Genomic DNA, 22395 nt, shown 5'->3' with positions numbered 1-22395 from the left:
GGCAGATCATTGCCGCTCCCCGGCAAAGCCGATGGTGATCACGACGGTGCGGTGGGTGCGCCCCGGAATTTCGGGCGCGTTGACGATGGTCATGCGGCCGGCGGGCACGACATGCGCCTCGGCCAGGGTGGCGGCGACGGCGCGGGCGCGGTCGGCGGCAAGGACTGCGCCGCTGCCGGTCAGGGCATCGACGTCGCGGGCCGAGCCATCGACGCTGCCGCTGATCTTCAAGGTGACGCGCGGATCGCGCACGGCCTCGCGCGCCCAGGCGATCAGGCCGGCAGGCGTCGACGGCAGCGCTGCCGAACCGGGGGCGAAATTCATCATCGCCGCCGCGGCGACGGGAATGGGATCGGGCGTCGCGGCCGGGCTGCTGGACACGCCGAAACCCTCGCGGATGCCCTGGGCCAGCGCCTTGCGGTCGAGATTCTGGCCTGCCTGGATCAGCACGAAAAAGCCGACCAGCAGCAACGCCAGATCGGCGAGCGTCATCAGCCAGATCGGCCGCGCGGGCATTGTTTCGGGAAACTCGTCGGTCATGCCACGTCGGCCATCGGCACCGGAATGCCCAACGAGGGCGCGGCGGACCGCGGCTGCTCGCGGGCAGCGAGCGCAACCAGTGGCGCTTCGAGCCGCAGCCGCTCGACCGCTTCCTCGCGGGCGTGGCGGCGCAAGCGCGCGGCCACCGGTGCGGCAACGAGATTGGCGAGCAACGCGCCATAGAGCGTCGCGAGCAGCGCGATCGCCATCGATCCCCCGATCGCGGCGGGATCGTCCATCTTCACGAACATGCCGACCAGGCCGATCAGGGTGCCGACCATGCCCATCGCCGGTGCGACCTCGGCCATGCCGGACCAGACATCGGCGGCGGCGACATGGCGGTCGATCCGCGCGCGGCGATGATGCTGGACCAGCGCCTCGACGTCGGCGGCCGGCCGGCCATCGACGATCGCGGCGATCGCGGCGGCGACATCGGCATCGGCGATCACCGAGCGATCGAGCGCCATCACGCCGTGCCGCCGGGCGATCCGGCCCAGCGCGGCGACCTGGTCGAGCAGCGGCCCGGCATCGAAGCGCCGCCGGCCGATCGTGCCCAGCGCCGCTAGCGCCCGCGACAGATCGCGCATCGGCGTGCGCAGCACGACCGCAAGCAGGGTGCCGCCGCCGACGATCGAGATCGCAAGCGGGTCGAGGAACGGGCCCATTATCTGGGCGATATCGGGTGCTGTCGTCATCGCCCCCGTACGTTGCAAGGGGTGGGCCAAGTGCCGGCCGGCGGCGATCCCCCCACATCGCCCCGGCATCGCCGCGCTCCCCGACCCGGCAAGGCGGCAGGGCGACCGGCAAGATTGCCGCCGCACCGGCAAGGCCTTGCCGTTTCCTCTGCCGCAACGGGCGCAGGAAACCGCGCCTGACCCGGCAAAGCGCATTTGGCACGGCCTTTGCTGAGTTCCCTCGCGCAATCTTGCGCAGGAGAAGGCCCATGGCCAGCGACATGCTTTTCGGAGTCCACGGTGCGGCGCTACAGGTGCGTTCGCAGCGGATGGGCCTGCTCGCATCGAACATCGCCAATGCGTCGACCCCCGGCTTCAAGGCCAAGGACATCGACTTCCGCACCGCGCTCTCCGCGATGGAACAGTCGGACAGCACCGGCGGCAGCAGCAGCATCGAGAACTCGGTGCGCTACCGCGTGCCGAGCCAGGCCTCGCTCGACGGCAACACGGTCGAGCTGTCGACCGAGCAGACCGCCTTTGCCGAGAACGCGGTCCAGTACCAGACGACCCTGTCATTCCTGAACGGGCGGATCGGCCAGATCACCCGCGCGCTGAAGGGCGAATAACATGGCTGACAACGGCCTCAACATCTTCCAGGTCGCCGGGCGCGCCATGTCGGCGCAGCTCATCCGGATGAACACGACCGCGTCGAACCTGGCCAATGCCGGGGCGATCACGGGCAGCGCCGACACCGCCTACCGCACGATCAAGCCGGTGTTCCGCACTGAATATGACAAGATGACGGGCCTCGCGACCGTCAATGTCGAGAAGATCGTGACCGCCGGCGGCGACCCGACCAAGCTGTACGATCCATCGCACCCGATGGCGGACAAGGACGGCAACGTCTTCGTCAGCGCGGTCGACGAGACCCGCGAGCTGGTCGACATGATGGAGACCGCCCGCAGCTATCAGAACAATGTGGAGGTGATGCAGACCGCGAAGTCGCTGATCCTCGATACCCTCAAGCTGGGACGCTGATCATGAGCTCCGCCTTCGACACCACGCTCAACAATCTGGGCATCAACCGCACGACCAACAGCGCGCCGGTCGCCTCGTCGGGCTCGACCTCGCTCGGCCAGGCGGACTTCCTCAAGCTGATGACGGCGCAGCTGAAGAACCAGGACCCGTTCTCGCCCGTCGACAACACCCAGATGGTCGCCCAGATGGCGCAATTCTCGTCGCTCGCCGGCATCACCGACATGAACACGACCTTGAAGGCGATCTCGGACAAGCTGTCCGGGACCAGCGCCAGCGACGCGCTCGCTTATGTCGGCCGCACCGTGCTGACCGAAGGCAATATCGCTTATGGCCGCACCTCGGGCGGGATCGCCGGCGCCGTCGAGATCGATGGCGACGCGACCGACGTCAACGTCACGATCGAGGACGCCAATGGCCAGGTGCTGACCACGCAGCATCTCGGGCCCCAGCCCAAGGGCACGATCAACTACGACTGGGACGGCAAGACCGACGGCGGCGCTGACGCTGGCCCCGGTCCGTTCAAGGTCACCGTCTCGGCTGCCAATGGCGGCGCCACCGTCGCCAGCCGCGGCCTTGTCTGGTCGCCAGTCGCCGCGGTCTCGATGCCCGCCTCGGGCTCGCCGATCCTTACGCTTCCCGGCCTCGGCCAGGTTCCCATTTCCGCCGTTCGCCAGATCGGCTGACCCAGACCCCCTTGGAGTAGCTCAGCATGTCCTTCTACACGTCACTCAGCGGCCTGCAGGCGGCCCAGACCGAGATGTCGACCATCTCGCACAACCTCGCCAACGTCGCGACCAACGGCTTCAAGAAGAGCCGCACCGATTTCGCTGACGTGATCGCGTCCAGCGTCACCTCCGATCCCACCAAGGTGGTCGGCTCCGGTACGGTCGTGAAGGGCAACCGCCAGCTGTTCACCGAGGGCAATCTGAAGGCGACCGGCTCCTCGCTCGACATCGCCATTTCGGGCGACGGCTTTTTCACGGTCAAGACCAACGGCATCAACGCCTCGACCGCCTATACCCGCAACGGCAGCTTCTCGGTCGATCCGGCCAGCCATTATGTGGTCGATGCCCAGGGCAGCGCGCTGCAGGTCTATCCGGTCGACGCCGAGGGCAATGTCACTGCGACCGGCCAGGACGGCCTGATCAACCTGACCCTGCCGGAAACCAGCGGCACGCCGACCGCCACCGCAAAGGTCGCGCTCGACGTCAACCTGTCGGCCAACGCGACCGCACCAGGCACCGCCTTCGATCGCACCAATGCCGCATCGTACAACAATTCGACCGCGACGACGATCTACGACGCCAGCGGCAACGCGATGACCCTGACCAATTATTATGTCCGCAACGATGCCGCCAGCCCGGCCGGCGCGAACAGCTGGTCGGTCTATTCCTATGTCGGCAACCAGCAGCTGGCCGTCGGCGGATCGACCAATCCGGTGACCGTGACCTTCAATGCTGCGGGCACGATGACCGCGCCGACGGCACCGATCAGCTATGACGCCTTCACCTCGTCGTCGGGCACCTCGGCCCAGAGCCTGACCTTCGACCTGACCGGCACGACTCAGGCACCAAGCGCCTTCTCGGTCCAGGCGCGCAGCCAGGACGGCAAGTCGGTCGGCCAGCTCGCCGGCGTGACCGTCGACGAATCGGGGATCGTCAGCGCCAATTTCTCGAACGGCGACACCAAGCCGCTGGGCAAGGTGGCACTCGCCAACTTCGCCAATCCGTCGGGCCTTCGCCAGATGGGCAACAGCTATTGGTCGGCCAGCGGCATCTCGGGCGAAGCGACGCTCGGCAGCGCCAACGACAATGGCTTCGGCTCGCTGATGTCGGGCACCGTCGAGGGGTCGAACGTCGATATCACCGAGGAACTGGTGGCCCTGATCGCGGCACAGCGGAACTTCCAGGCGAACGCCAAGGCGCTCGATACCGCCGGCCAGATCTCCGAAACCATCTTCAACATCCGCAGCTGATCTCAAGGGCGGACGGGAAAACCTGAATGGACAAGCTGGTCTATACCGCGGCAACCGGGCTCAAGGCGCATATGGCGTCGCAGGCCGCGATCGCGAACAACATGGCGAACGCCTCGACGATCGGCTTTCGCGCCGACCGGGTGGTGTTCAGCCGGCTGAACGTGTCGGGCTCGGAGTTCGACACGCGCTCGCCGGCGTCGGAAGAGGTGGTCGATGCCGATCGCCGCGCCGGCGCGATCATGTCGACCGGCCGGCCGCTCGACGTCGCCGTCACCGGCGACGCCTGGCTGACCGTCCAGGCACCCGACGGGACTGAAGCCTATACCCGGCGTGGCGATCTCCAGATCGCCCCGACGGGCGTGCTGGAAACCGGCGACGGTTTCCCGGTGATGGGATCGGGGGGTCCCATCACCGTGCCGCCCGCCGAATCGGTCAAGATCGCGGCCGACGGCTCCATCTCGATCGTCCCCGTGGGCGGCGACGCCAGCAACCCGCAGGTCCTCGACAAGCTCAAGCTGGTCAGCACCAAGGGCACGGACACGGTCAAGGGCCTCGACAACCTCCTCCATGTTCGCGGCGGCGGCGTGCTGCCCGAGGACATGGAAGCGACGGTCCAATCGGGCGCGCTCGAGGGATCGAACGTCAACATGACCCAGGCGCTGGTCGACATGATCGAGAACCAGCGCAGCTACGAGGTCCAGGCCAATCTGATGAAGTCGGCCAAGGACATGGACGAAAGCGCCGCATCGCTGATGCGGATGCCCTCTTAAGGAACCGAGGATATGACCAGCGCAGCAATGCACATCGCGCGGACCGGGCTCGACGCCCAGGACATGCGCATGCGGGTGATCTCGAACAACCTCGCGAACGTGAACACCACCGGGTACAAGCGTGACCGGGCGGCGTTCGAGACGCTTGCTTATCAGACGGTGACCGCGCCCGGCGCGCCGAGCACGTCCGAGACCAAATATGCGGTCGGCCTGAACCTCGGCACTGGCGTGCGCATCCAGGGCACTGCCCGGATCGACACCCAGGGCGCGATGCAGACCACCGGCAACGCGCTCGATCTCGCGCTCGACGGCGACGGCTATTTCCAGGTCCAGATGCCGGGGGGCACCTTGGGCTATACGCGCGCGGGCAATTTCACCCGCTCGCCGGAAGGCCTGCTGGTTACCTCCGAAGGCTATCAGGTGATGCCCGGCATTACCGTGCCCGAGGGCGCGACCGCGATCACCGTCGGCACTGACGGCACCGTCTCGGCGACCGTACCCGGCCAGAGCGAATCGAGCGAGCTCGGCCAGATCCAGATCGCCAGCTTCGCGAACTCGGCCGGCCTGCTCGGCAAGGGCGACAATTATCTGGTCGAGACCTCGGCCTCGGGCGCGGCGAATCTCGGCGTGGCCGGCATCGAGGGACGCGGCAATATCCGCCAGGGCATGCTCGAAGCGTCGAACGTCAATGTCGTCGAAGAGCTCGTCGACATGATCGAAACGCAGCGTGCGTACGAGGTAAATTCAAAAATGATCTCGGCGACCGACGACATGCTGAAATATGTTAACCAAAATATCTGATGGTTAATTTCATGAAACCGTCAGCCACCCTGATCGCCCTGTCCTTCACCGTCGCGCTCGTGCCGATGCAGGCCGATGCGCGCCTGTTGGGCAAGAAGAAGCCGCCGGTCGATTTCTCGGCCGTGCTGCCGCAGCCGATCGTCGCGGCACCCGCCAACGGGTCGATCTTCCAGGCCAGCGACGGCTATGCCGCGCTGCACGAGGGATCGCGCGCGCGTCGGGTCGGCGATCCGCTGACGATCCTGCTGGTCGAGCGCACCGTCGCCTCCAAGTCCGCGAGCTCCAAGCTCGACAGCGGCGGCGGGCTGAGCCTGACGCCGCCATCGACTGGCCCGCTCTCGCTGTTCAAGCAGACCGACGCCAGCATGAGCAACACGCGCAACTTCACTGGCAGCGGCGCGACCGACCAGTCCAACACCCTGTCGGGCGAAGTCAGCGTGACCGTCTCCGCGGTCTATCCCAACGGCACCATGCTGGTGCAGGGGCAGAAGCGCGTGACGCTCAACCGCGGCGACGAGTTCGTCCAGATCCGCGGCCTGATCCGCGCCGCCGATATCGACGCCAACAACCGTGTGCCCTCCACCCGCGTGGCGGATGCGCAGATCGCCTATACCGGCAAGGGCGACGTCGCCCGCGCCAGCCGCCAGGGCTGGCTCGGCCGCTTCTTCTCCGTCGTGAGCCCCTTCTGATGAAAGCGCCCGCCATGTTCCGTTTCGTCGCTGCCATGCTCGCCGGCCTGCTGATCGCAAGCCCGGCCTGCGCCGACCGGGTCAAGGACCTTGGCGGCTTTCAGGGCATCCGCTCGAACCAGCTGACGGGTTACGGCGTCGTGGTCGGCCTGCCCGGCACCGGCGACGACAATCTCGAATATACCATCCAGTCGATGAAGGCGGTCGCCTCGCGCTTCGGCCTGCAGCTGCCGCCCAGCGCCAATCCGGGCATGAAGAACGCCGCGGTGGTGATGATCACCGCCGATCTGCCCGCCTTCGCCAAGCCGGGCCAGAAGCTCGACATCACCGTCGCCTCGATGGGCAAGGCCAAGAGCTTGCGCGGCGGTGCGCTGATCCTGACGCCTTTGCTCGGTGCCGATGGCCAGATCTACGCCATGGCGCAGGGCAACCTCGCCGTCGGCGGGCTTGGCGCCGAGGGCAAGGACGGGTCGCAGATCGTCGTCAACATCCCCTCGGCCGGCCGTATCCCCGAGGGTGCCACGGTCGAGCGCGCAGTCCAGACCGGCTTCGAGACGTCGCCGGTGCTGACCTACAATCTCACCCGCGCCGATTTCACCACCGCGCAGAACGTTGCCGCCGCGATCAACACGCGGCTCGGCGCCGGCTCAGCCCAGGCGATCGACGCCGTCTCGGTCTCCGTCCGTGCGCCGATGGGCGGCGACGTCCGCGCGACCCTGATGAGCGAGATCGAGAATCTCGAAGTCGTCTCGGCCGAGCCTTCGGCCAAGGTGATCGTCAATGCCCGCACCGGGACCGTCGTGATCAATTCGGCGGTCCGCGTCGGCCCCGCCGCGGTCAGCCACGGCAAGCTCACCGTGCGCATCGACGAGCAGCAGCATGTCAGCCAGCCCCAGCCGTTCAGCCAGGGCCAGACCGCCGTCGAGCAGAAGAGCGGCGTGGCGGTCGAGGAAGAGCATCGCCCGATGTTCCTGCTCGAGCCCGGCCCCAAGCTCGCCGACGTGGTCAAGGCCGTGAACGCGATCGGCGCCTCGCCGGCCGATCTGGTCGCGATCCTCGAGGCGCTGAAGGAAGCCGGCGCACTCAAAGCGGAGCTGATCGTCCTGTGAGCGACATTCCCGCCCTCCCCGCCGCGACCCCGACATCGGGCATCAGCGTCGACACCAGCCGTCTCGCTTCGCGCGCCAACCTCGACAAGGCGGGCAAGCAGTTCGAGGCAGTGTTCGCCGGCATGATGCTCAAGTCGATGCGTCAGGCGCACCTGGCCGAGGAGCTGTTCTCGTCCAAGGGGCTCGACACGTTCCGCGACATGCAGGACCAGCAGGTCGCCCAGTCGATGGCCGATCACGCACCGCTCGGCATCGGCAAGGCGATGACGGATTTCCTCGCCAAGTCGCAGGCCAATCTTCAACCGGAAAGCACCGCCAAGACTCAGGAGGATAAGACGCCGTGAGCGACCTTCTCGCGACCGGCGCCAGCGGGGTCCGCGCCTATCAGAGCGCGCTGACCACCGTCTCCGAAAACATCGCCAATGCCGGCACCGCCGGCTATGCGCGCCGCAGCGTCTCCCTCAAGGAGGTCAATGCCGGCGCCGGCATCAGTTCGACCAACCGGGTCGCATCCGGCATGGGCGTCGTCGTCGACGGCGTGGTCCGCTCGGCCGACGCCTTCCGCACCGCCGACGTCCGCGCCTCCAGCGCCGATCTCGCCCGCAGCGAGACGGGCGTCGCCTGGCTCGACCGGATCCAGACCGCGCTGACCGGCAATAAGCTGGGCGACCGGCTGACCAGCTTCTTCACCTCGGCCCAGGCCATGGCCGCCGATCCGACCGCCAGCGCACCGCGCTCGGTGTTCCTCGAAGCCGGCACCTCGGCCGCGAACGCCTTTGCCGCAACCGGCAAGGCACTCGACCAGATCGCCGCCGATCTCGACGGCACCGCCGAGAATGCCGTGACCACGCTGAGCGGCCTTGGCGCCGCGCTCGCCAAGGTCAATGACGGTCTCGGCCGTGTCACGCCCGGTAGCACCAGCGCCGCGCAACTGCTCGACCAGCGCGACCAGTTGCTCGAACAGATGAGTGCGATCAGCGACGTCTCGGTCTCGATCGACGTCGCCGGTCGAGCCGCCGTCCGCCTCGGCGGCGCGACCGGCCCGATGCTCGTCTCCGGCAGCGACGCCGGCACCGTCACCTATGTCCGCAACGATGCGGGCAACGTGTCGTTCGCCGTCCACCGCGCCGGCGAAATCTCCACACTGGTCCCGTCGGGCGGGGCGCTGGCCGGTGTCGTCGATGGCGCCCAGCGCATCGCCGCGGCGCGCGAGCAGCTCAATGGCATCGCGACCAGCTTCGTCGACGGCGTCAACGCGGTGCAGGCGCAGGGCCGCGACCTCGACGGCAACCCCGGTGCGCCGATGTTCGCGACGGGCGATTCGCCGGGCGATATCCAGCTGACCCTTACCGATCCGCGCGGCATCGCCGCCGCAGCGGTCGGCGGCGGTCCGCGCGACAACAGCAATCTCCAGGCACTCTCGGCGCTGCGCAGCTCGGCCGGGTTCGAAGCCAAGACCACCGGCCTCGTCGCCGACAACGCCGCCGCGCTCTCCTCGCGCCAGCAGGTCGCCGAGGCGCAAAGCGCGATCCGCGACGGCGCGGTCGCCGCGCGCGATGCGGTGTCGGGCGTCAACCTGGACAGCGAAGCCGTCGATCTGATGCGCTTCCAGCAAGCCTATCAGGCGTCGAGCCGCGTGATCCAGGTCGCGCGCGAAACGCTCCAGTCCATCCTCGATATTCGTTGAGCAGCCCCATGCAGATCAGCACCGCCCAGCTTTACGACCGCTCGGCCACCCTCATGCAGAAGCTCAGCCAGAAGGCCGACAAGCTGCAGATCCAGGTCTCGTCCGAGACGCGCCTGCTGGCACCGTCCGACGATGTCGTCGCTTATCAGCGGCTCGCCACACTCAAGCAGGGCAAGGCCGACGACCTCGCCACCAAAGGCAATGTCGGGCTAGCCCAGTCGCTGCTCCAGCAATCCGATTCGGCGCTGACCTCGGTCGAAAACAGCCTGCAACAGGCGGCCGAACTGGCACTCCAGGCCGGCAACGGCACGCTGACCGACTCGGCACGCGCGACCATCTCCACTCAACTCAAGGGCGTGCTCGCTGACCTGGTCAAACTGGCGAACACCAGGGATGCCCGCGGCCAACCGCTGTTCGGCGCGGCGACCGGCGACACCGCCGTCACCGTCGGCACCGACGGCGCGGTCAGCTTCACCGGTACCGGCACGCCGCCCGCCATCCCGCTCGGCGACGACCAGTCGATCGTCGCGACCGACACCGCCGCGCGCGTGTTCGGCGGGGTGCAGACCGCGAGCGGTACGACCGACGCCTTTGCCATCATTTCCAAACTTGCTGCCGCGATCGACGCCGGCGGTAACGTCTCCAGCGCAGCCAGCGAGGCGACCGACGGCATCAATGCGGCGCTGACTCAGGTCGGTACCGTGCGCGGCTCGGTCGGTGCACGCGCCGCCCGGCTCGACCTGGTCTCCGACCAGCTGACCGACACGGCCGCGAATCGCGAAATCGACCGCTCTGCGCTCGAGGATACCGACATCACGGCAACGATCACCGAGCTGCAAAAGACCATGACGATCCTGTCGGCGACCCAGGCGAGCTTCACGAAGCTCAGCCAGCTGTCGCTCTTCGATTATCTGCGTTGATCCGGAGCCGGTTAGTAACCGGTTAGCTACGAAATCCGGTTAACCGGGAATGATCGTTGCCGTTCCTAGGGATGGCAGCGCGCAACAAGGGGGAATGCGAAGTCCATGTTTCCGGTGATCGGCCTCGTCGTCCTGCTCGTCATGATCTTTGGCGGCTTCGCGATCACTGGCGGCGCGCTCGGCCCGGTGATGGAAGCGATTCCGCACGAAATGCTGATCATCGGCGGCGCCGCAGCCGGCGCGCTGATCATCGGCAATTCGGGCAAGGAGTTGAAGGCGCTGGGCGGCAGCTTCTCCAAGATTTTCAAGGGTCCGAAATACAAGAAGCAGGATTATCTCGACACGATCTTCCTCGTGTCGAAGCTGATGAAGATGCTGCGCACCGAGGGGCCGATCGCGCTCGAGCCGCATGTCGAGGATCCGAAATCCTCCGCCTTGTTCGCGGAATATCCGCGCCTGCTCGCCGATCATACGCTGATCAACCTGATCGCCGATACGCTGCGTCTCGTCGTCGTCTCCTCGGGCACACTCGATGTGCACGCAGTCGAGGACGTCATGGACAACATGATCAAGACTCACCACCACGAGGTCGAGGGACCGCACACCACCCTGTCGAGCCTGGCCGACGCGCTGCCCGCGCTCGGCATCGTCGCCGCGGTGCTCGGCGTGGTGAAGACCATGGGTTCGATCGACAAGCCGCCCGCCATCCTGGGCGCAATGATCGGCTCTGCACTGGTCGGCACCTTCATGGGCGTGCTGCTCGCCTATGGCATCGTCAGCCCGCTCGCCAGCCGGCTGAAGCAGGTCATCGACGCCGACGCCGCCATCTATCATGTGGTGAAGCAGATCATCATCGCCTCGCTCCACGGCCATCCGCAGCCGCTGGTGATCGAGGCTGCCCGCTCCGGCATCGCGCATTCGAACCAGCCCGGTTTCGCCGAAGTCTTTGACGGCCTGAGGGGCCGTTAAACGATGGCAGCGCGTGCGCCGCACGGCAGCAACCAGCCGCCGAAGATCATCTACAAGAAGATCTATGTCGAAGGTCATGGCGGCCATCATGGCGGCGCCTGGAAAGTCGCCTATGCCGATTTCGTGACGGCGATGATGGCGTTTTTCCTGCTGATGTGGCTGCTCGGCGCGACCAACGAGAAGCAGCGCAAGGCGCTGGCCGATTATTTCGCGCCGACCCTCGTCCAGATGAAGCAGAACAGCGCCGGCTCGAACGGCATGTTCGGCGGCTCGTCGATCACCGACAAGGATAATTATCCGCACAAGGCGTCGCAGACCGGTACGCGGTCGATGACCATTCCGGTCGAATCGCTTGGCGGCGATCAGGTCGGCACCGGCCAGAAGGGTACTTTGAAGAACAAGGCCGTTCTCGCCGCCGAGGACCGGCAGAATTTCGAGAAGATGCGCCGCCAGGTCTCCTTCGCCATGTCGAAAAGCGCGAAACTGTCCAAGCTGGCGTCGCATGTCCGCTTCGTGCGCACCCAGAACGGCCTGCGCGTCGACCTGATCGACGATGCCGATTATTCGATGTTCGGCCTGGGCACGACTCAGCTCGACCCCGAGGCGTCGAAGCTGATCGGGCTGATCGCCGAATCGATCAAGGACATGACCAATCCGATCATGATCCGCGGTCATACCGACAGCCTGGGCTATGGCGATCCGCTGGCGATGAACAACTGGATGCTCTCCAGCGGTCGCGCAGAGGCGACGCGGCGGCGGCTGGCGAATGGCGGCATCCCGGAAGCGCGCTTCAACCGAATCGAAGGCGTCGCGGACCGTGAGCCGATGATCCAGGACAATGCCAGCGACCCGCGCAACAGGCGCGTCGCGATCACCCTGCTCTACCGCGCCACCGCGTTCGGCGAATGACCGCCGCCGCGCCCAGACCGGTGCGGTGGGCAATCCAGGCGACCCTTGCCATCCTGTGCCTCTACGGCCTGTGGTCCGCGCCGGGCGTGCTTGGGCGCTGGGGTTATTCCTTCACCGGTATCTGCGCCCTGCTGCTATGGGTGGCCATCGCCGGCCTGGGCCTGCCGCTGCTGCGCGCACGACCGACGCGCCGATGGCTCGCGCTTCTCGCTATGGTGGCGATCACATTGCGCCTCTGCTTTGCCCTGCTCTCGGTCCATCGCGGATCGGGCGGCGATCCCAATGCCTATCTGCTGCTCGCCAAGGGCCTGCTGATCCGCGACGAATATGGCATCTACGACCAATATTTCGGCGGCTATTGGCGCGCCTTGTTCCCGCCCTTCTATTCCTTCCTGCTCGCGGGATGGGGCTCGATCGCCGGCTTCTCCACGGCATCCGTGCTGTTCCTCGGCACCGTCATCGATCTCGGCGCCGCTTCGCTGATCGTCCAGCTCGGCCGCCGCCTCGGCAATGAAGGCGCCGGGCGCGGGGCAGCCTGGCTCTATCTCGTCTGGCCTTCGGTACTGTTCTCAGCCCCGCTCGCGCAGAAGGAAGGGCTGTGCGCCTTCCTGATCCTCGCGCTCGCGCTCGCCTGGCTGAACCGTGACCACCGAATCTGGCGCAATGCGGTCAAGATCGGCGTACCGGCGGCCCTGCTCGCGTTGACTCAGCCAGGCCAGGCACCGCTCGCCGCTTTGTTCGGGCTGTGCCTGATCGGCCAGGCGGGCTTCCTCCCGATCCTGCTCGCCGGCCTGCGCGCCGCCTGTATCGCGCTGCTGGTGATGCTGCCCTGGTGGATCCGCAACTGGCTGATCTTCGGCGTGTTCATGCCGCTGACCAGCGCGGGCGGCGCCAGCCTGTGGATCGGCAACAATCCCGACGCGACGGGCAATTGGCTGCCCCCGCCCGAGCATCTCCGTGGCCTGCCGGAAATCGTCTACAACAAACGCATCGGCGCGATCGCGGTCGAATGGATCAGGGCCAATCCCGGCGCTTTCGTCAGGCTGACGATCACCAAGTTCCTTCGCGCCTGCGGCGTCGGCGCATTCGGCATCGGCCGGCTCGTCGCGATGCAGCCGCCTCTGCCCGCGGCGATCGCCGCGGCGCTGGTGCCTTTTTCGCATCTCGCTCATGTCGCCCTGCTCGGCGGCAGCGCTGTGGCGGCCAGGCTGCGCCGCATGCCCGGTACCGGCACCCTGTTGTTGCTGATCGCTGCCTGCCTGATCCAGTTGATGTTCTTCGGCGTGTGGTTCGAATTCAGCGAACGCCACCGCGAGTTCCTCACCCCGTTCCTGCTGTTGCTGGTGTGCGGAATGATCGCGCCGCAGTTGGAAAGCGCGGAACCCACGCCTAGTTAGGGCGGGTGAACAAGCCCGCCGTTACCGCCCGAATCGCCAATGGCGTCTCCTCGATCCGGGCTGGGGACTGGAATGCGTGCTCCGGCACGACCAATCCCTTCGTCACGCACGACTTCCTCTCGATCCTCGAGGAATCGGACAGCGCGGTCGCGGAGACCGGCTGGCAGCCTATCCCGATCGTGATCGACGGCGCCGACTGCCGGCCTGCCGCGATCGCTCCGGCCTATGGCAAGAGCCACAGCCAGGGCGAATATGTCTTCGACCATGGCTGGGCCGATGCCTGGGAGCGGGCAGGCGGACGCTATTACCCGAAACTGCAGGTCGCCGTGCCCTTCACCCCGGCGCCGGGCCCGCGTCTGCTGTTGCGCGACGAGAGCCTCGCGCCCGCGCTGATCGCCTCGATCGAAGCGGTGACTGACCAGCACAGCCTCTCCTCCGCTCATGTCACTTTCATCGCGCCCGACCAGCTTCCATTGTTCGAGGCTGCCGGCTGGCTGATCCGCGCCGGCACGCAGTTCCACTGGCACAATCAGGGCTTTGCCGGTTTCGACGATTTCCTCGGCGAGCTCGCCAGCCGCAAGCGCAAGGCGATCCGCAAGGAACGCAGCCATGCGGTCGAAGGCCTGATCATCCGCCACGTGACCGGTGCCGATATCACCGAGGCCGACTGGGACGCCTTCTGGATTTTCTATCAGGACACCGGCTCGCGCAAATGGGGCCGGCCCTATCTCACCCGCGCCTTCTTCTCATTGCTCGGCGAGCGCATGGCCGACAAGGCGCTGCTCATCCTCGCCGAACGAAACGGCCGCCCGATCGCCGGCGCGCTCAACCTGATCGGTGGCGACACGCTTTATGGCCGCTATTGGGGCTGCACCGAGGAAGTGCCCTTCCTTCATTTCGAGCTTTGCTACTACCAGGCGATCGACGCCGCGATCGCGCTCGGGCTGAAAACGGTCGAGGCCGGCGCGCAGGGCGAGCACAAGCTCGCGCGTGGTTACGTTCCCGAGCCGACCTGGTCGGCCCATTACATCCCCGATCCCGGCTTCAGGAAGGCGGTCGGGCATTTCCTGGAGCAGGAGCGGCAGGCAGTGGCGTCGGACCGGGCGTGGCTGGGAGAGGCGACGCCGTTCCGCCGAGGGCCCTGAGCCGTTCAAGGGCTTGCCGCCGCGCACGGATCTCCAGCGCCCTGATCTCTTCCGGGAACAACGGCACCGGCGGCGGGGTGACCTTATGGTCGACGCGGAACAGCACGCTCGTGCCGTCGCGCCAGACCTCCACCAGTCCGGCATTGTATTTCGGATCATAGGGCGGCGGCTGGATCAGCCAGACATAGTCAAACGCGTCGCGCGGGAAACGCGCCAGCGACAACGAGATCGTCCGCCACCATTCGCCCCGGCAATATTTCTCGGTGACGATCTGCGACGCGTCATGCGCGAAGTTGCGCGCCGGCGCATATCGCGTGGTCAGCAGCTGGGCGCCCGCCATCGACCATTGATCGTTGGTATAGGCGAGCTTCCGCACCAACGCGATCGCCGGCAAATGCTCGAGCCGGGTCATGAACCAGGACGGCCGGCACTCGGTGCCGACGAAGCTGACCATCTTGGCGCCGACAGGGATGTGATCCAGCGCCTTCAGTTCGCGCTCATAGGTCCGGTCGAACATCCAGAAGCTCACCGTCGTCGCGCCCATCCGGACGAGGAAGAAGCTGAGGCCGAGCAAAGCGAGGGTCGCAGCATGCCGGATCGGCACGCCCCGGCGCGGGCGCAGCGCGATCAGCGCGATGCCGATCATGAACGGCGCCAGCCGCATATCGGCATAGGCCGACCCGAACACGATCCGCGGAAGCAGAATGAACACCGCGAGCAGGAACAGCGCCGACAGGCCGAGATTGCGCGAATATTCGATCGTCGGGTCGCGGAAGCCCTTGAACAGGATCAGATAGAGGATCGCGCCCGATGCGATGTCGAACAGCTGCCAGCGGTCCTTCAGGACCATGGTCAGCCACATGATCTTGGCGCGCCAGTTGAACCAGTCGCCGGTCTCGCCGCCGACATGATGCCCGCTGCGCCACATCACCATCAGCACCATCGGCAGCGCGAGCGGCAGACAGCCGAGCCCGGCGCGGACCCAGGCGTTGAGCCAGCGATGGCCCTTGTCGTGCTGGCGCACCATTTCCGCCGAGAAGGCGAGCACGCCGAGCACGCCCCAGCCAAAGGTGTGGCAAATCCACAGCGCACAGGAGAGCGGAATGAAAATGGCCGCGCGCAGCCGGAACCGGCCAAGCCGCGCCAGCCGCAGCCACAGCGCGAACATGTTGAGCGCAAGCGCCATCGCCAACGCGAAATTCACGAAGCCGAAATGGAAGGGGTAACTGTAGGCGATCGGCAGCGCGAACAGGGCGGTCGCCGGGATGCGGCCATGCACCTCGCGCGCGATCCACAGGAAACCCGTCACCGTCAGCGCCGGAATGGTGATGACGATCAGCTTCACCGCCATTTCGAGCCCGACCAGCTTGGCCAGCGGGATGATCAATATGTCGATCCCGAGATTGCCGATCAGCTGCCAGCTGAAATTATACCATTCGCCCAGCCAGGGCACCTGGTGCATGTCGAGCTGAACGCGGTAGCGGCCGAGATGCCCAGGCAGGTCCACCAGCGGCGGGATTTCGGGCTTGAGCAGCGGAATGATCGCGACGAACGCCGCCAGCGCAACGAACCAGCGTGTCTGCCACCAATGAAGTCTGTCGTTATCCCCCGGCATGGGAGGGCCTTACCGCGTTGCGGGCTGCGTAAACAAGCCGGGTTCGACGCGGTACAACGCAAGCCCCGCAGGGGCGACCGCGACGCGGTGGAGCCAGGCAGGTGGCCGGCCGGCCCGAAGCTGGTTGACCAGCTGGAGTCCGCCGGCCGCCTCGTCGCCCAGTTCAGTGAAGCTGTCGGGGCAGAGCGCAACATAGCCGACCTGCCATTGCCGGGCGATCGCCGCCGCATCCTCCGGCGTGCGCAGGAAGAAACGATAGACCGCGAGATTGCCCGCATTGTTGCGGTGATAGGGCGCCCCGACCACGTCGAGCCGGGTCGCGGCCAGCGCATAGGCACCGAGATCGAGCGGGGCGAGCAACCTGCCCGGCGGCAATGTGGCGAGTGTCGCCAGCGCTTCGGGCGAGGTGCAGCTCCCTGCGGGCGGCTCGCTGCTGCGCACCGTCTGGCGCGGCGTCAGCGCATCCGCGGCGAGCGGATAGAGCATGCCCGCCGAGGCAAGCCAGGCGCCAGCGAGCCAAGCGGTGCCGCGGCTCCGGGCGGCGGCAATCACCGCGGCCAGCGCCGGCGCGGCGAGGATCGCGCCGGCATAAGCGCCGCGCAACTGGAAACAGGTCAGGCCGAAGGCTGCGAGCTGGACGATCAGCAGGGCGATCCAGCGCGTGTCGCGCGTCGCATGGAGCCGCCAGACGGTTGCGGCGATACCGGCCACCATCACCCCGGCATAACCGATCGCCACGCCGATCGGGGCGGTGAACAGCGGTTGCGCCTCGCCGACCTTGCCAAGCCACAGCCGCGCGAGCATCGGATCGACCATGGCATAGGGCTGCAGACATTGCGGGGCGACCGCGATCACGCCGCCGCCGATGACGCCGGCAACCAACAGCGCAAGCAGGGCGCGCACCGCGGGCTTGGTGAAATCGCGCGCGGCGAGCGCCATCATCATCGGGCCGAACGCAGCGATGACCGCGCCGCGCCAGGCAGTCGCGGTGAAGCCATCGCAGCCGGGATAGCCCCATTGACTGGTCTTGAAGATGATCGACGCACCGAGCAGCCCGGCACCCAGCGCGATGCCGAAGCCCATCATTCGGTCATCGGCGGCATGCTTGGCGAACAGCCACTCGCCGGCCATGGCGAGGCCGGCCGCGGCGAGCAGCGGCGCCGTTTCCATGCCGATCACCAGGCTGGCCGCCGCGGCAAGCCCCGCGGTGAGGCCGTGGCCCAGCGTCGGCGGGCTGATCAGGGTACGAACGACCAGCAGCAGCAGCACGATCTGCAGGCCGTGATGGTCGATTCGCCCGGGCAGGAAGATCGTCGTCACGGGATAGGCGATCGCGGCGACCACGATCGCGGTGCGCGCGACCCCGGGGCCGCCGATCGCCCGCGCGATGCGCGCGACAAGGAACAGAGCCGCGGCGAACAACGCGGTCGGCCAGGTGACGACCGCGACGATCTCGGCCTGATGCGCGCCGAGCCAGGGCGTCAACAGGGCGATGATCGCGCCGGGCACGAGATCGGGCAGGCGCGACCAGTGCATCGCCAGACCCGGCGCCTCACCGAGCCGGTGCTGCGCAAGATCGTTGAAGCGCTGTCCCGCCAGCCAGTCTCGAATCTGCTGAAGGCGCATGACATCGTCGGTGTCGGGCAGGCGAAGCGCGGAGAGCTGGTGCCAGTCGCGGAACGTCCAGGCGACCGCAAGCAGGCAGGCGAGCAGGATCGCCACGAGCGCGTCGCCATAGACCAGCCGTCGTTCGGTGCCTGTCCCCATAACGAGGGACTAGCGAAGTCAGGTTAAGGCGGGGTTAGGGGCAGCAATAGGTCCGCAATGGCCGTTACCCGGACTGGGTCAATCCCGGTCGCGCCGCCCCAAAAGGCGCAGGCGCAAGGCGTTGAGCTTGATGAAGCCTGCCGCGTCGCGCTGGTCATAGGCGCCCTGATCGTCCTCGAAGGTCACGACCTTCTCCGAATAGAGCGAATTGGGCGACTTGCGGCCGACCACATAAACCCCGCCCTTGTAGAGCTTGAGCCGGACGGTGCCCGCCACCTTCTCCTGGCTGTGATCGATCGCTGCCTGGAGCATCTCGCGCTCGGGCGAGAACCAGAAACCATTGTAGACCAGTTCGGCATAGCGCGGCGCCAGCTCGTCCTTGAGATGCGCGGCGCCGCGATCGAGCGTGAGCTGCTCGATGCCGCGATGCGCGAGATAATAGATGGTGCCGCCCGGCGTCTCGTACATGCCGCGCGACTTCATGCCGACGAAGCGGTTCTCGACCAGGTCGAGCCGGCCGATGCCGTGCTTGCGGCCGAGATCGTTAAGCTTGGCGAGCAGGGTCGCCGGGCTCATCGCCTCGCCATTCACCGCGACCCCGTCGCCGCGCTCGAAATCGATCGTGATGAATTCAGGGCTATCGGGCGCGTCCTCGGGATTGACCGTGCGCGAATAGACGTAGTCGGGCACTTCCTCCCACGGATCCTCGAGCACCTTGCCCTCGGACGAGGTGTGCAGGATGTTCGCGTCGGTCGAGAAGGGCGCTTCGCCGCGCTTGTCCTTCGACACCTGGATCTGGTGCTGTTCGGCGAATTCGATCAGCCGGGTGCGGCTGGTCAGGTCCCATTCGCGCCACGGCGCGATCACCTTGATGTCGGGCGCCAGCGCATAATAGCCGAGCTCGAAGCGGACCTGGTCGTTGCCCTTGCCGGTGGCGCCATGGCTGACCGCATCGGCATTCACCAGCCTGGCGATCTCGATCTGGCGCTTGGCGATCAGCGGCCGCGCGATCGAGGTGCCGAGCAGGTACAGCCCCTCGTACATCGCGTTGGCGCGCATCATCGGGAAGACATAGTTGCCGACGAATTCCTCGCGCAGATCGTCGATGAAGATATGCTCGGGCCTCACGCCGGCGGCCTCGGCCTTTCGCCGTGCCGGCTCGAGCTCCTCGCCCTGGCCGAGGTCGGCAGTGAAGGTCACTACTTCGCATTGATAGGTTTGCTGGAGCCATTTCAGGATCACGCTGGTGTCCAGCCCGCCCGAATAGGCGAGGACGACGCGGTTGATCTTGTCGGTCATGAAAGCGGCTCCGAACATGCTTGGAAATCGGCCCGCGCTCTAGGGTCCGTTGACCGGTTCCGCAACCTCGATGGTCCGGATCAGCCCCGGCAGATAGGCCCCGAGCGACGCCGCGCGGTAGAAATAGCTCGCCATGAACGCCCACCAGATACCGCTCTCGCCGAACGGCCGGAATAGCAGGTCGGTCGCGATATAGAGCGCCGTCGCCAGAATCGCGGCGTTGCGCAACGCCTTGCCGCGTGTCGCGCCGATGAAGATGCCGTCGAGCAGCCAAGCCGGCACGCCGATCGCAGGAACGACCGCCGCGAACGGCAGCAAGGCTGCCGCCTGTGCCCGCACCTCTGGATTGGTCGCGAAAAAGGCGATCAGCGCCGGGCCTGCGGCGAAGAACATCAGCGCGAAGCCGATGCCCGCCACCAGCGAGAATTCGCCGGTCAGCCTGATCGCCCGGACCATCGCCGGCCGCGACCGCGCGCCGATCGCCTGGCCGACGCGCGATTCGGCGGTGAAGGCGAAGCCGTCGAGCACGAAGGCGGAGACGCTGATGAACTGCAGCAGCACATAGTTCGCGGCGAGTGCAGTCTCGCCGAGCCGCGCGCCGGCATTGGTGAACCAGAGGAACAGCAAAAGGAGCGCGATGGTGCGGATCATGATATCGGCATTGACCGCGAACAGCCGCTTGAGCGCGCCGCCGCCGAACAGGGCAGGCGAGAGCAGGCGGCGCCGATCGATGCCGCCCCCCGCAATGCCCAGCCCGACGGCGAGTGATATCCATTCGGCACAGGCCGTGCCCAGACCAACGCCGCGCGCGCCCAGATGGAAATGCCAGACAAACAGCAGGTCGAGCGCGATATTGACCAGGTTCATCACGATCTGCAGCGCCAGTGCCGACCGCGTCCGCCCCAGGCCGAGCAGCCAGCCGTTGATCGCGAACACGGCAAGGCTCGCCGGCGCCCCGAGGAAGCGCGCGCTGACATAGCCGTGCGCGGCCGCGTCGAGCGCGCCACCGCCCGCCATCGTCTCGAGCGCCAGCGGGATCAGCACGATCTGGAGCGCGAACAGCGCGGCGCCGAGCAGGAACCCCGCCACGACGCCGCGCAGCAGCATCGCCTCGACCTCGGACGCATCGCCCGCGCCTTCGGCCTGTGCGGTCATCCCGGTCATGCCCATGCGCAGGAAGCCGAAGGTCCAGAAGATCATGTTGATCACGACCGTGCCGAGCGCGACCCCGGCAAGTGCGGCGGCATCCCCGGTCCGCCCGATCACCGCGGTATCGACCAGCCCGACCAAGGGCACGGTCGTCTGGCCGAGCATGATCGGCCAGGCCTGGGCGAAGATCGCGCGACGGGTCAGCGGCGTGGTCATGCGCGCCCGGATAGGCACCGGCGGACCATCGCGCTAGCCTTGCATCCTCACGACTCGGATGGGATGCCGCTATGCCCGAGAACAAGACCAAGCCGACCAATGTGAGCGTCGACGCTTTCCTGGCGAAGGTCGAACCCGAACAGCGCCGGGCCGACGGACGCGTCCTGCTCGACATGATGACCCGCCTCACCGGCGAGCCGCCGGTGCTCTGGGGTCCGTCGATCATCGGCTTCGGCAGCGTACATTACCGCTATGAAAGCGGACGCGAGGGCGACATGTGCCGGATCGGCTTCTCGCCGCGAAAGGCGCAGCTGGTGCTCTATCTCGCCGCCAGTCTGCCCGGCCGCGACGCGCTGCTGGCGAAGCTCGGCAAGCACTCGCTCGGCAAGGGCTGCCTCTACATCACGAAACTCGCCGCTGTGGACCTGGCCGTGCTGGAGGATCTGATCGCCCAATCCTGGGCATACAAGTCAGCTCAGGCCTGAGGCGTCCGCATCGCCTGCTCGGCCTCGAGCATATAGTCGCGGGTGATCGGCAACGCGTGGCGATTCTTGGCATATTGCAGCTGGTAATTGACCATGCCGCCATAGCGGAACGCGCAGGACGCGCCGGCCAGGTAGAATTGCCACATGCGATAGAACGACTCGTCATACAGCGCCACGATCGCCTCGCGCGCGGCGACGGTACGCTCGTACCAGTGATCGAGCGTGTAGGAATAATGTAGCCGCAGCACCTCGACATCAGTGAGGAAGAAGCGGAGCCCCTCTTGCGCCCGCGTGATCTCCGACAGAGCCGGGTTGTAGCCGCCCGGGAAGATGTATTTTGCGGTCCAGTCGTCGGTCACGCCCGGCGCGCCGGCGCGGCCGATCGTGTGGAGCAGCATCACGCCGTCATCAGTCAACAGACTGCGGCACTGCTTGAAGAAGGTGCGGTAGTGCGCCGGGCCGACATGCTCGAACATGCCGACCGAGACGATCCGATCGAACTTGCCCGTCACATGGCGATAGTCGATCAGCTCGAACTTCACCTTGTCGGCGACCCCGGCTTCCTCGGCGCGGCGGCGGGCGACCTTCAGCTGCTCCTCCGACAGGGTGACGCCGAGCACTTCGGCCCCCGTCTTCTCGTGGAGATAGAGCGCCATGCCGCCCCAGCCGCAACCGATATCGAGCACGGTCATGCCCGGCTTTAGCGCCAGCTTGGCGGCGATATGCGCTTTCTTGTCGGCCTGGGCCTGTTCCAGGCTGTTCGTCGGATCGGTGAAATAGGCGCAGCTATATTGGCGGTCGGCGTCGAGGAAGAGGTCGTAGAGCCGGTCGCTCAGATCATAATGGTGCGCGACATTCTTCTTCGACCGGCGCGCCATGTTGATCCGGCTGAGACGGTGCGTGACCGCCGCGACCGCGCGGCGGGCGCGGCTGGGATGGAGCCCGCCAAGACCGTGCTCCCACAGGTCGTTGGCGGTCATCAGCTGGACGAGTCCCATGATGTCCTCGCCGTCGACCGCCAGCCGGCCCTGCATATAGGCCTCGCCCGCGCCGAGGCTGGGGTTGCGGACGATGAAATTGGCCGCGCCGTTATCGGTGAAGCGAATCGTCACGTTCGGGAAATCCGGATCGGGATCGGGCTTGCCGAACACCCGGACGGTGCCGTTGGCATGATGGACGGTAAGCTGTCCGCGCTTGACGCGGGCGGCGAGGAATCGATCGATCAGAGCCATATTCGGCCC

The 22395-nt window shown here is 66.7% G+C and carries 23 protein-coding genes; 16 read left to right on the top strand and 7 right to left on the bottom strand.

Annotated elements, in window-relative coordinates; genetic code table 11:
- Window positions 1-6: 6 nt before the first annotated feature.
- Both WC729_RS21760 and WC729_RS21755 read right to left on the bottom strand, forming a co-directional pair.
- A complete protein-coding gene (locus tag WC729_RS21760; RefSeq protein ID WP_372856519.1) occupies window positions 7-540 on the bottom strand; it encodes a flagellar motor protein MotB in 534 nt (177 codons plus the stop codon).
- Window positions 537-1235 carry a motility protein A gene (locus tag WC729_RS21755; RefSeq protein WP_372856518.1) on the bottom strand — a complete coding sequence of 233 codons (699 nt, stop codon included), beginning with the start codon at window positions 1233-1235 and terminating at the stop codon, window positions 537-539. Before WC729_RS21755 ends, WC729_RS21760 begins: the two co-directional genes overlap by 4 nt.
- 248 nt (window positions 1236-1483) lie before the next feature.
- Between WC729_RS21755 and flgB the strand changes: the two genes are divergently transcribed.
- The 15 genes from flgB (at window position 1484) to WC729_RS21680 (ending at window position 14623) form a co-directional block, all read left to right on the top strand.
- A complete protein-coding gene (gene flgB, locus WC729_RS21750; RefSeq protein ID WP_372856517.1) occupies window positions 1484-1840 on the top strand; it encodes a flagellar basal body rod protein FlgB in 357 nt (118 codons plus the stop codon).
- 1 nt (window position 1841) lies between these two features.
- Window positions 1842-2252, top strand: a complete 411-nt coding sequence (gene flgC / locus WC729_RS21745; RefSeq protein WP_372856516.1) for a flagellar basal body rod protein FlgC — start codon at window positions 1842-1844, stop codon at window positions 2250-2252.
- Window positions 2253-2254: 2 nt separating this feature from the next.
- Window positions 2255-2935, top strand: coding sequence for a flagellar hook assembly protein FlgD (locus tag WC729_RS21740; protein ID WP_372856515.1), 681 nt, complete (start codon window positions 2255-2257; stop codon window positions 2933-2935).
- 26 nt (window positions 2936-2961) lie between these two features.
- Window positions 2962-4227, top strand: coding sequence for a flagellar hook protein FlgE (locus tag WC729_RS21735; protein ID WP_372856514.1), 1266 nt, complete (start codon window positions 2962-2964; stop codon window positions 4225-4227).
- Between the two features lie 26 nt (window positions 4228-4253).
- Entirely contained in the window at window positions 4254-4997 is a 744-nt protein-coding gene (flgF, locus tag WC729_RS21730; protein ID WP_372856513.1) for a flagellar basal-body rod protein FlgF, read from the top strand.
- Between the two features lie 12 nt (window positions 4998-5009).
- Window positions 5010-5798: a flagellar basal-body rod protein FlgG gene (gene flgG, locus WC729_RS21725; protein ID WP_372856512.1), complete on the top strand. Its 789-nt coding sequence runs from the start codon at window positions 5010-5012 to the stop codon at window positions 5796-5798.
- Window positions 5799-5809: 11 nt separating this feature from the next.
- On the top strand, window positions 5810-6487 hold the full coding sequence (locus WC729_RS21720; protein WP_372856511.1) for a flagellar basal body L-ring protein FlgH: 678 nt from the start codon (window positions 5810-5812) through the stop codon (window positions 6485-6487).
- 14 nt (window positions 6488-6501) lie between these two features.
- Window positions 6502-7596, top strand: a complete 1095-nt coding sequence (locus tag WC729_RS21715; protein WP_372856649.1) for a flagellar basal body P-ring protein FlgI — start codon at window positions 6502-6504, stop codon at window positions 7594-7596.
- Window positions 7593-7940, top strand: a complete 348-nt coding sequence (locus WC729_RS21710; protein ID WP_372856510.1) for a rod-binding protein — start codon at window positions 7593-7595, stop codon at window positions 7938-7940. Before WC729_RS21715 ends, WC729_RS21710 begins: the two co-directional genes overlap by 4 nt.
- Complete coding sequence (gene flgK, locus WC729_RS21705; RefSeq protein WP_372856509.1) at window positions 7937-9283, top strand: flagellar hook-associated protein FlgK; 1347 nt, start codon at window positions 7937-7939, stop codon at window positions 9281-9283. Before WC729_RS21710 ends, flgK begins: the two co-directional genes overlap by 4 nt.
- 8 nt (window positions 9284-9291) lie before the next feature.
- The gene (locus WC729_RS21700; protein ID WP_372856508.1) at window positions 9292-10203 is read left to right on the top strand and encodes a flagellin; all 912 of its coding nucleotides are present in this window, start codon (window positions 9292-9294) and stop codon (window positions 10201-10203) included.
- 105 nt (window positions 10204-10308) lie between these two features.
- Window positions 10309-11172, top strand: a complete 864-nt coding sequence (gene motA, locus WC729_RS21695) for a flagellar motor stator protein MotA (protein ID WP_372856507.1) — start codon at window positions 10309-10311, stop codon at window positions 11170-11172.
- A 3-nt stretch (window positions 11173-11175) separates the two neighbouring features.
- On the top strand, window positions 11176-12081 hold the full coding sequence (locus WC729_RS21690) for a flagellar motor protein MotB (RefSeq protein WP_372856506.1): 906 nt from the start codon (window positions 11176-11178) through the stop codon (window positions 12079-12081).
- Window positions 12078-13478 carry a glycosyltransferase gene (locus tag WC729_RS21685; RefSeq protein WP_372856505.1) on the top strand — a complete coding sequence of 467 codons (1401 nt, stop codon included), beginning with the start codon at window positions 12078-12080 and terminating at the stop codon, window positions 13476-13478. Before WC729_RS21690 ends, WC729_RS21685 begins: the two co-directional genes overlap by 4 nt.
- A gap of 5 nt (window positions 13479-13483) precedes the next feature.
- A complete protein-coding gene (locus WC729_RS21680; RefSeq protein ID WP_372856504.1) occupies window positions 13484-14623 on the top strand; it encodes a GNAT family N-acetyltransferase in 1140 nt (379 codons plus the stop codon).
- On the opposite strand, the gene WC729_RS21675 is transcribed toward WC729_RS21680, so the two are convergent.
- The 4 genes from WC729_RS21675 to WC729_RS21660 all read right to left on the bottom strand — a co-directional run bounded on the left by WC729_RS21675 (window position 14523) and on the right by WC729_RS21660 (window position 20669).
- A complete protein-coding gene (locus WC729_RS21675; RefSeq protein ID WP_372856503.1) occupies window positions 14523-16238 on the bottom strand; it encodes a hypothetical protein in 1716 nt (571 codons plus the stop codon). The two genes, WC729_RS21680 and WC729_RS21675, sit on opposite strands and share 101 nt — an antisense overlap.
- Window positions 16239-16247: 9 nt before the next feature.
- Window positions 16248-18005, bottom strand: a complete 1758-nt coding sequence (locus WC729_RS21670; protein ID WP_372856502.1) for a hypothetical protein — start codon at window positions 18003-18005, stop codon at window positions 16248-16250.
- Between the two features lie 78 nt (window positions 18006-18083).
- Entirely contained in the window at window positions 18084-19304 is a 1221-nt protein-coding gene (locus WC729_RS21665) for an argininosuccinate synthase (protein WP_372856501.1), read from the bottom strand.
- Between the two features lie 39 nt (window positions 19305-19343).
- The gene (locus WC729_RS21660; RefSeq protein ID WP_372856500.1) at window positions 19344-20669 is read right to left on the bottom strand and encodes an MATE family efflux transporter; all 1326 of its coding nucleotides are present in this window, start codon (window positions 20667-20669) and stop codon (window positions 19344-19346) included.
- A gap of 71 nt (window positions 20670-20740) precedes the next feature.
- Between WC729_RS21660 and WC729_RS21655 the strand changes: the two genes are divergently transcribed.
- On the top strand, window positions 20741-21154 hold the full coding sequence (locus WC729_RS21655) for a DUF1801 domain-containing protein (protein WP_372856499.1): 414 nt from the start codon (window positions 20741-20743) through the stop codon (window positions 21152-21154).
- Here the strand turns inward: WC729_RS21655 and WC729_RS21650 are convergent.
- Window positions 21145-22386, bottom strand: a complete 1242-nt coding sequence (locus tag WC729_RS21650; RefSeq protein WP_372856498.1) for a class I SAM-dependent methyltransferase — start codon at window positions 22384-22386, stop codon at window positions 21145-21147. The genes WC729_RS21655 and WC729_RS21650 overlap by 10 nt on opposite strands.
- Window positions 22387-22395 lie beyond the last annotated feature (9 nt).

This window comes from Sphingomonas sp. (assembly GCF_041661825.1).
In the GTDB taxonomy this organism is placed as follows: domain Bacteria; phylum Pseudomonadota; class Alphaproteobacteria; order Sphingomonadales; family Sphingomonadaceae; genus Sphingomonas.
This window is presented reverse-complemented; position numbering and strand designations above follow the sequence as displayed.

Bases quoted from the DNA above. Each gene is read 5' to 3' on its own strand.
- WC729_RS21760 (WP_372856519.1), bottom strand. From the start codon at position 540: ATGACCGACGAGTTTCCCGAAACAATGCCCGCGCGGCCGATCTGGCTG.
- WC729_RS21755 (WP_372856518.1), bottom strand. From the start codon at position 1,235: ATGACGACAGCACCCGATATCGCCCAGATAATGGGCCCGTTCCTCGAC.
- flgB (WP_372856517.1), top strand. From the start codon at position 1,484: ATGGCCAGCGACATGCTTTTCGGAGTCCACGGTGCGGCGCTACAGGTG.
- flgC (WP_372856516.1), top strand. From the start codon at position 1,842: ATGGCTGACAACGGCCTCAACATCTTCCAGGTCGCCGGGCGCGCCATG.
- WC729_RS21740 (WP_372856515.1), top strand. From the start codon at position 2,255: ATGAGCTCCGCCTTCGACACCACGCTCAACAATCTGGGCATCAACCGC.
- WC729_RS21735 (WP_372856514.1), top strand. From the start codon at position 2,962: ATGTCCTTCTACACGTCACTCAGCGGCCTGCAGGCGGCCCAGACCGAG.
- flgF (WP_372856513.1), top strand. From the start codon at position 4,254: ATGGACAAGCTGGTCTATACCGCGGCAACCGGGCTCAAGGCGCATATG.
- flgG (WP_372856512.1), top strand. From the start codon at position 5,010: ATGACCAGCGCAGCAATGCACATCGCGCGGACCGGGCTCGACGCCCAG.
- WC729_RS21720 (WP_372856511.1), top strand. From the start codon at position 5,810: ATGAAACCGTCAGCCACCCTGATCGCCCTGTCCTTCACCGTCGCGCTC.
- WC729_RS21715 (WP_372856649.1), top strand. From the start codon at position 6,502: ATGTTCCGTTTCGTCGCTGCCATGCTCGCCGGCCTGCTGATCGCAAGC.
- WC729_RS21700 (WP_372856508.1), top strand. From the start codon at position 9,292: ATGCAGATCAGCACCGCCCAGCTTTACGACCGCTCGGCCACCCTCATG.
- motA (WP_372856507.1), top strand. From the start codon at position 10,309: ATGTTTCCGGTGATCGGCCTCGTCGTCCTGCTCGTCATGATCTTTGGC.
- WC729_RS21690 (WP_372856506.1), top strand. From the start codon at position 11,176: ATGGCAGCGCGTGCGCCGCACGGCAGCAACCAGCCGCCGAAGATCATC.
- WC729_RS21685 (WP_372856505.1), top strand. From the start codon at position 12,078: ATGACCGCCGCCGCGCCCAGACCGGTGCGGTGGGCAATCCAGGCGACC.
- WC729_RS21675 (WP_372856503.1), bottom strand. From the start codon at position 16,238: ATGCCGGGGGATAACGACAGACTTCATTGGTGGCAGACACGCTGGTTC.
- WC729_RS21670 (WP_372856502.1), bottom strand. From the start codon at position 18,005: ATGGGGACAGGCACCGAACGACGGCTGGTCTATGGCGACGCGCTCGTG.
- WC729_RS21665 (WP_372856501.1), bottom strand. From the start codon at position 19,304: ATGACCGACAAGATCAACCGCGTCGTCCTCGCCTATTCGGGCGGGCTG.
- WC729_RS21660 (WP_372856500.1), bottom strand. From the start codon at position 20,669: ATGACCACGCCGCTGACCCGTCGCGCGATCTTCGCCCAGGCCTGGCCG.
- WC729_RS21655 (WP_372856499.1), top strand. From the start codon at position 20,741: ATGCCCGAGAACAAGACCAAGCCGACCAATGTGAGCGTCGACGCTTTC.
- WC729_RS21650 (WP_372856498.1), bottom strand. From the start codon at position 22,386: ATGGCTCTGATCGATCGATTCCTCGCCGCCCGCGTCAAGCGCGGACAG.